Below are 4,485 nucleotides of genomic sequence, written 5' to 3'. Positions count from 1 at the left end.
GCATAACCCCGCCACACCCACACCCACACCCACACTCACGCCGCCGCGGGTGGGGGGGGGCCCCCCCCCGCCCCCCCCCCCCCCCCGCCCCCCCCCCCCCCCCCCCCCCCCCCCGGGCAGGAACGTCGGGCGGGAATCTCGGGAGCCGCTCCGGACAGGGGCCTCCGGCGGTGGCCGGCAGGACCCGCGGTGGCGGCAGGCGCGGTGACCGGAGCCGGCTACGGCGAGATCTGGCTACGGCGGGAGCCGGCGAGCGCGGGACGGGCCACGGCGAGTACCCCCTACGGCGCGCCCCCGGCTGCTCCCACCGGACCAGCCAGCAGAGGCCAGCCCGGCCAACCCGGCCAGTACGACCGAACCAGCCAGACCAGCCAGCACCGCTAGAACAGGCGGAGCTTGTCGTCTTCGATGCCGCGCAGGGCGTCGTAGTCGAGGACCACGCACGACATGCCGCGGTCGGTGGCGAGCACCCGGGCCTGCGGCTTGATCTCCTGGGCTGCGAAGACGCCCTTGACCGGGGCTAGGTGCGGGTCGCGGTTGAGCAGTTCCAGATAGCGGGTCAACTGCTCGACGCCGTCGATCTCGCCCCGGCGCTTGATCTCCACCGCGATGGTCCCGCCGTCGGCGTCCCGGCACAGGATGTCCACCGGGCCGATGGCGGTGGGGTATTCGCGCCGAATCAGCGTGTAGCCGGCGCCCAGCGTTTCGATCCGGTCGGCCAACAGCTCCTGGAGGTGCGCCTCCACGCCGTCCTTGATCAGACCCGGGTCGACGCCCAGTTCGTGCGAGGAGTCGTGCAGCACCTCCTCCATGGTGATGATGAGCTTCTCGCCCGCCTTGTTCACCACGGTCCACACCTGGTCCTCGCCCTCCTTGAGGGTGCAGGGCGGAGACATCCAGTTGAGGGGTTTGTAGGCCCGGTCGTCCGCATGGATCGAGACGCTGCCGTCGGCCTTCACCAGGATCAGCCGGGGCGCGGAGGGGAGGTGGGCGGTGAGCCGGCCCGCGTAGTCAACGGAGCAGCGGGCAATGACGAGACGCATGGTCGGCAACGCTACTCGACGCCGACCCGTGCACGCGATTCGCCCGCCGCCCGCCCGTTCGGCGTTGGCCGGTAGTGAGTGCAACGTCCTGGTGCCGGCACGGTGGCCCGAATTACCGTTGAAGCAGCGGGTTGCCGCCCGAGTACGCTGCGTCGCGGCCCCCCGGCCCCCATCCGCAGGACCCCGGCCCCGGGGTCACGAGAGGAGAACCCATGTCGCTCGACGTCTCACCGGCCCTGCTCGAACAGGCCGAGCGAGGCGAGGTCGACGAAGCGGAATTCGTCGACTGCGTCCGGACCTCCCTGCCGTACGCGTGGGAGATGGTCAGCTCTCTGGTGGCCCGGCTCAAGGTGGACGGCGGTGACTTCGCGGACAACCAGGTCCCGCCGCCGGACGAGCAGGCGCGCGGGCAACTGCTGCGCGCGTTGGCCAGCGACGCGATACGCGGCTCGCTGGAGGGGCACTTCGGTGTCCGCCTGGCCTTCCAGAACTGCCACCGGGTAGCGGTCTTCCCGCTCGACCCCGCGGCCGACGACCGGTTCGCCCGCTTCACCTCCATCCGTGGGCAACTGCTCAACCAGTCACCGGAACTGCGTGACTGCTGATGTGCCCGGGCTGCCGCTCCGTACGCCACGCACGCTGAACGCAACGGGGCGGCAGCCCCTCCCGCACGGGCCGCCCCGTGCGCCCCGTAGGACGGCTCCCAGCCCTCCCGGTGGCCGGGCCGGACGCCGTGCCCCGCGCAGACGGGATGCCGCCGGCGCGGGGCACGCGCGGGCCGTCACCGACAGCGCGGCAACACTTCCTCGCCCAGCCGCCGGACGTTCTCCTCCGTGCTGGTCAGTTCGCCCGAACCCTCCACCAGGAACGCGAACCGGTCGATGCCGGTGCGCTCCGCGCTGGCCGCCAGCAGGTCGGCGCAGAGCTCGGGCGGCCCCACCGGGTGCAGGGCGCACAGTTGCTCCGCATAGGCCCGTGGATCGCGCATCGCGCGCTGCCGCCCGTCGACCGTCACGTACGCGTCGAGGCCCTGCCGTAGCCAGCCCGGCATCGCCTTGAGCAGCGTCTGGGTCGCGTCCGCGCGGCTGTCGGCGACCTGGAGGACCCCCATCGAGACGTGGTCGGCGCCGGCAACCGCCTCGGAGGAGTGGCCGGCGGCGAGCGCCGTACGCCGCCACAGGGCGACCATCTCCGCCTTCTCCTCGTCCCCGCAGTGCATGCCGAGCAACATGGGCAGTCCCCGTTCGGCAGCCAGCCGTACGCCGCGCGGCGACACGCAGGCCACGACGATCGGCGGACCGTCGGCAGCCACCCCGTCCAAGAACTCGTCACCCCGCGGTACGACCGGCACCTCCCGGAAGGCGTACTGTTCTCCGTCCGCGCCGACCGCCGGCTCCCGCAACCAGCGCAGCAGCAGGTCCAGCGATTCCGGAAACCCCTCCTCGTACGCCCGCAGCCCGGTGCCGAAGACCTCCAGGTCCACCCAGGGTCCGCCGCGCCCCACGCCCAGCGTGAACCGGCCGCCGGTGGTGAGGTGCAACAGTGCCGCCTGCTCGCCGAGGGCGACGGGGTGGGTCGTGGACAGTACGCTCACCGCCGTACCGACGCCGATGCGGTGGGTGCGACCGAGCACCAGTGCGGCGAGGGTGGTGGCGGACGGACAGACGCCGTACGGAATGAAGTGGTGTTCGGCCAGCCAGACCGCATCGAGTCCGGACTCCTCGGCGACCTCCGCGGTCCTGATGGCCCTGCGGAGTGCTTCCCTCTGGCCCTGGCCCGGGAACTGCCCTGCCAGGACGAATGCTCCAACGCGCATCGCTCTCTGCCTCCTCTTGCAGCGTTCCGACCGACGCGGCCCTCCCGGGAGGCATTAACGCCTGTCACGTGCCAAAGGCACGGCCTGGCAAGAAGTTTTCATGATGATCGGGAGATGTTGCGGAGCGTGCTGCTCCGGGGGTCCCAGGCCGTGACGACAGCCCGTACTCTGGTAACGGTCCGTAGTCTCGCCCGAGCCCACGAGGTGTCCCGTGTCCCCGCGCCGAAACCGTCCGCCGCGAGGCGGCGAGCAGCCAGCAGAGCGTTCCACGTCGGGCTCCTCCGCCCTGGAGCGCACGGAGAGTTGGCAGGGGGAGGAGTGGCTGGTGCGCCCGGTCGCGGGCGCCGCCGCCGGCAAGTACTACCGCTGCCCCGGGTGTGACCAGGAGATTCCGCCGGGCGTCGGCCACCTGGTGGCCTGGCAGCAGTACGCGGGCGTCGCCGACCGCCGGCACTGGCACCGCGCCTGCTGGAACGCGCGAGACCGCCGGAGCGCACGGCTCCAGCGGTCTCGTAACGCGCCACGCCACTGACGGGCACGCGCGCGGGTACGGGCCCCGGAGGCCCGTGGTGACCGGCGGGCGCGTGCCGAGGGGCACGCGGCCCCGCCGTGGGTCAGACGTCCCGCCGCTCCAGCAGCGTGAAGGCGCCGGCCAGCGCGGCGCCGGAGACGATCACGATGATCAGCAGCGGGTCCCAGCCGGAGGGGCCCGAGTCGGTGACGGTGTTGCTGAACATCACGCCGAGCTGGCTCGGGATCGAGTACTCGAAGAGCTTCTCGCGCAGCGTCTCCAGCGCCTCACCGCGCATGAACAGGGCCAGCACCAGCGGCAGCAGCACGACGCCGATCATGATCGTGATGGCGCCCGCCGAGTGCCGCAGCATCGAGCCGACGCACAGCGCGAGCAGCCCGAGCAGCGCCACGTAGAGGCTGACCCCGACCGTCGCCTTGAACCACTCCGAGCCACCGGTGGCGCCCGCACCCTTGGAGCTGCTGAGCAGGGAATCGTTGATCAGACCGACCACGGCGGTCGAGGCGAGCGTCACCACGAAGGTGAGCCCGAAGAACACGGTGGCCTTCGCCGCCAGCACCCGTCCACGGCTCGGGCAGGCGGTCAGCGTCGTACGGATCATGCCGGTGCTGTACTCGGCCGAGACGACCAGCACCCCCAGGGTGATCACGCACAGCACGCCGAGCAGCATCCCGAAGAAGCCGAAGGCCAGCGGGGACTCGCCGTCCAGATCGGTATCGCCGCTGGCGAGCCCCGTCGCGGTGAGCAGCCCGATGCCGACCACCAGGCCCACCATGATGGCCAGCGTCCACACCGTGGAGCGGACCGACTTGATCTTCGTCCACTCGGAGGCCAGCGCATGGCTGAACCGGGTGGGCTGGATCGGGATGGGCGAGGTGTAGCCGCCGGGCGCGAAGCCGGCCGGGGCGTACGCCTGGGCGGGCGCGGCCGGCGCCTGCGGCTGACCGATGCCGTACCCGGGCGCGGGCATGACCGGCTGGCCGTGCGGCGCACCCACCGGCGCCCCCGCTGGCGCGCCGACAGGGTGCGGCTGCGGGGCGGGCGCGACGGCTGCGGCCTGGGCGGCCTTCTCCTTCAGTTCCTCGGTGACCAGG

General features: G+C 72.3%; 5 protein-coding genes and 1 pseudogene. 3 read left to right on the top strand and 3 right to left on the bottom strand.

Annotated elements, in window-relative coordinates; genetic code table 11:
• Positions 1 to 208 (top strand): annotated as a pseudogene (locus AAHZ94_RS29100) (hypothetical protein); the annotation flags it as partial.
• Between the two features lie 172 nt (positions 209 to 380).
• On the opposite strand, the gene nucS reads toward AAHZ94_RS29100, so the two are convergent.
• Positions 381 to 1,043 carry an endonuclease NucS gene (gene nucS, locus AAHZ94_RS29095; protein WP_349996623.1) on the bottom strand — a complete coding sequence of 221 codons (663 nt, stop codon included), beginning with the start codon at positions 1,041 to 1,043 and terminating at the stop codon, positions 381 to 383.
• A 212-nt stretch (positions 1,044 to 1,255) separates the two neighbouring features.
• On the opposite strand from nucS, the gene AAHZ94_RS29090 reads away from it, so the two are divergent.
• A complete protein-coding gene (locus tag AAHZ94_RS29090) occupies positions 1,256 to 1,648 on the top strand; it encodes an SCO5389 family protein (RefSeq protein ID WP_349996621.1) in 393 nt (130 codons plus the stop codon).
• Between the two features lie 176 nt (positions 1,649 to 1,824).
• Here the strand turns inward: AAHZ94_RS29090 and AAHZ94_RS29085 are convergent, their stop codons facing one another.
• Positions 1,825 to 2,859, bottom strand: coding sequence for an LLM class flavin-dependent oxidoreductase (locus tag AAHZ94_RS29085; RefSeq protein ID WP_349996620.1), 1,035 nt, complete (start codon positions 2,857 to 2,859; stop codon positions 1,825 to 1,827).
• A 211-nt stretch (positions 2,860 to 3,070) separates the two neighbouring features.
• Between AAHZ94_RS29085 and AAHZ94_RS29080 the strand changes: the two genes are divergently transcribed.
• Positions 3,071 to 3,391: an Rv1322 family protein gene (locus AAHZ94_RS29080; RefSeq protein ID WP_349996618.1), complete on the top strand. Its 321-nt coding sequence runs from the start codon at positions 3,071 to 3,073 to the stop codon at positions 3,389 to 3,391.
• 82 nt (positions 3,392 to 3,473) lie between these two features.
• On the opposite strand, the gene AAHZ94_RS29075 is transcribed toward AAHZ94_RS29080, so the two are convergent.
• Positions 3,474 to 4,361: an ABC transporter permease gene (locus tag AAHZ94_RS29075; RefSeq protein WP_502964816.1), complete on the bottom strand. Its 888-nt coding sequence runs from the start codon at positions 4,359 to 4,361 to the stop codon at positions 3,474 to 3,476.
• Positions 4,362 to 4,485 lie beyond the last annotated feature (124 nt).

The organism is Streptomyces sp. HSW2009 (assembly GCF_040240285.1).
In the GTDB taxonomy this organism is placed as follows: domain Bacteria; phylum Actinomycetota; class Actinomycetes; order Streptomycetales; family Streptomycetaceae; genus Streptomyces.
The sequence above is the reverse complement of the archived record's forward strand: the minus strand, read 5'-3'. Positions and strand labels throughout refer to the sequence as shown.

What these genes read in the sequence shown, in the direction of transcription:
- AAHZ94_RS29075 (WP_502964816.1), bottom strand. Translation starts at nt 4,361, where the DNA reads ATGCCCGCGCCCGGGTACGGCATCGGTCAGCCGCAGGCGCCGGCCGCG.
- AAHZ94_RS29090 (WP_349996621.1), top strand. Translation starts at nt 1,256, where the DNA reads ATGTCGCTCGACGTCTCACCGGCCCTGCTCGAACAGGCCGAGCGAGGC.
- AAHZ94_RS29085 (WP_349996620.1), bottom strand. Translation starts at nt 2,859, where the DNA reads ATGCGCGTTGGAGCATTCGTCCTGGCAGGGCAGTTCCCGGGCCAGGGC.
- nucS (WP_349996623.1), bottom strand. Translation starts at nt 1,043, where the DNA reads ATGCGTCTCGTCATTGCCCGCTGCTCCGTTGACTACGCGGGCCGGCTC.